This window comes from uncultured Capnocytophaga sp. (genome assembly GCF_938029845.1).
Classification (GTDB): Bacteria; Bacteroidota; Bacteroidia; order Flavobacteriales; family Flavobacteriaceae; genus Capnocytophaga.
Genome location: NZ_CALHGG010000072.1, coordinates 1 through 2,413 on the forward strand (window position 1 = coordinate 1; position 2,413 = coordinate 2,413).

Sequence of the window (2,413 nt, forward strand, 5' to 3'; positions counted from 1 at the left end):
ACCCACTGTAGACCCACTGTAGACCCACTGTAGACCCACTGTAGACCCACTGTAGGTTCGTTCTTCTTTCATTTATTATTCGGTGAAACTCTATGCTAAGTATGTTTGTATAATTGTTATCAATTTGTTCATCATAAAAGATAACCCAAAATATCTTTGTATATGATACTTTTTTCTGTATCTTTGTCGTTGGATTTTAGTAACCATAAAATGTACTAAAAAAATAAATGTAATATGCATCCACGTATCAAAAACATTCTTGAAAATTACACTTATCCTATTATCAAATCTATTACTTACCCTAATGGTGATATGTTTGTTTTAGAAGGACAATGGATTAAAGAGAAGTATCACCTAAGAATTTTGTGCCAATCTACCTTAGATAGTTATTTTTCTTATAACGAAGAGGATTATGTCTCTAATCTCTATCCGAAAATTATGGTAGAGAATGCCCAATATAAAATTTATGGAGGTGAATGTAGTTGGGAAGGAGATGGTTTTATTTACATTATCAATAAAGAAAAAGGGAAACTTTTATGGTTTTTGTTTTTGGATAATAGCGAGTATTTTAAGGAAGCCTATTTTGAGGATACAAACCATATAATCACTCATTCTGAACTTGGCTTACGACTAAGAATTCCTATTAATGAACCTGAAAAACTAAGTGTAATAAAATGACTTCAGAAGAAATAAAAGCAATTGTCTATTACATTCAAGGCTTACAAGCCCTTTGGAAAGAAGGCTATAATGCTAAAAAAGTAGGAGATTATACTTCCAATTTTATATGCAAAGACTTCAGAGACTATAATACCACAAATGAGCTGTGGGAGGTTATCAATGAGTTACGACTTATGGGAGAAGGAGAAGAATGGGAAAAAACCAAAGAAGAAGTAGAAGCTCTCATTCAAGAGAAATTAGGAATTAGTATTTGCGAACCTATCAGTATACTTTCTTACACAACTAACTTGTTTATAAAGCAACTTACCAACGATTTCTCAACCGATTCACTAGTTTTATCATTTATTGAACAGATAAAAGAGCTTATTACTTATCAAGAATATACTTTGGCATTGGAAAACTTACTGAAAAGCCTTTTGGAAAAATGTATTTTTATTCCAAGAGATACTTTAGCTATTTTAAATAACATAGAAGATACTCAAATTCAGCGATTACAACAAGCATTATGGGGAGTGTAAAACGAAAATTTTTCTAATTATTTTTGATGTTTTTTGTAAAATGCATAAATTATCTATATCTTTGCAGAAAACCATATTATTATGAACAAAAAAAGAAATATTAAGCAAAAAATTAACTTATTCATAGGTTCTATTGGAGCCTTTATAGGAGTAATGGTATTTATAGCCTATATTCCTCAAATTATAGCAAACTTAGAGGGGCATAAAGCGCAACCTTGGCAACCATTGTTTGCAGCAGGGTCTTGTCTTATCTGGGTGGTGTATGGCTGGACAAAAGAACCTAAGCCAGATTATATTCTCATTATTCCCAATTTTGTAGGAGTGGTTTTAGGATTTTTAACTTTTATTACTTCTCTTTAAATACATTGAGTTATAGGATATATTTCAATTAAAACAAAGAAAGTAAAATATAAATAAATCCATCAATAAAAAACTATCGTTTTTCTTTGGTGGATTATTCTTTTTTTATACCTTTGTCATTCGTTTGTTAAATAGCAAATAACTTTTTAAACTTACCAAAATATTATGTCTAAAGAATTAGAAAATGTAATGACCAATCACTTTGAAAAAAAACACCTTATCGCTTTGATATGTATAGTGATTGTAACTGCTGTAGTGTGGAATTTGCCTACTGAGGTGTTTCATATTAGCGGACTAACGGTGATACATCAGCGAATTATCGCTATTTTTGTGTTTGCCACTCTTATGTGGATTAGTGAGGCTATCCCTTCGTGGGCTACTTCGTTGGGTATCATCACCCTAATGTGTTTAACGGTTTCTAACCACAGTCTGTTCTTCTTTAAAGGAGAGGAGAACGAGATTTTCGGGAAACTACTCAGCAGTAAAGAGATTATGGCTACCTTTGCCAACCCTGTAATTATACTCTTTTTGGGTGGGTTTTTCTTGGCTATTGCCGCTACCAAATCGGGGTTAGACGTCTTGCTTGCCAAAAATTTGATACGTCCGTTCGGAAATAAAAGCGAGAATGTGCTATTGGGTTTCTTGCTCATTACGGGTATTTTCTCAATGTTTGTGAGTAATACTGCTACGGCAGCTATGATGCTCACTTTTCTTACTCCTGTTTTTGCAGCATTGCCTGCAAGTGGTAAAGGACGTACCGCGCTCACAATGAGTATCCCAATTGCCGCTAACTTAGGCGGTATGGCTACTCCTATTGGTACACCTCCTAACGCTATTGCTCTGCAAGCTCTTAACGA

4 protein-coding genes are annotated in these 2,413 nt (G+C 33.4%); all 4 read left to right on the forward strand.

Features of this window, described 5'->3' with window-relative positions:
• The first annotated feature begins 234 nt into the window (after positions 1 to 234).
• Positions 235 to 678, forward strand: a complete 444-nt coding sequence (locus Q0625_RS05140; protein WP_298824118.1) for a hypothetical protein — start codon at positions 235 to 237, stop codon at positions 676 to 678.
• The gene (locus Q0625_RS05145) at positions 675 to 1,196 is read left to right on the forward strand and encodes a hypothetical protein (RefSeq protein WP_298824121.1); all 522 of its coding nucleotides are present in this window, start codon (positions 675 to 677) and stop codon (positions 1,194 to 1,196) included. The genes Q0625_RS05140 and Q0625_RS05145 overlap by 4 nt, the downstream gene beginning before the upstream one ends.
• An 81-nt stretch (positions 1,197 to 1,277) precedes the next feature.
• Positions 1,278 to 1,556 (forward strand): SemiSWEET family transporter, encoded by a 279-nt coding sequence (locus Q0625_RS05150; protein WP_009750494.1) that lies wholly within the window; start codon positions 1,278 to 1,280, stop codon positions 1,554 to 1,556.
• Positions 1,557 to 1,721: 165 nt separating this feature from the next.
• Positions 1,722 to 2,413: SLC13 family permease (locus tag Q0625_RS05155; protein WP_298824127.1), on the forward strand; the 692-nt coding region annotated here is incomplete at its 3' end.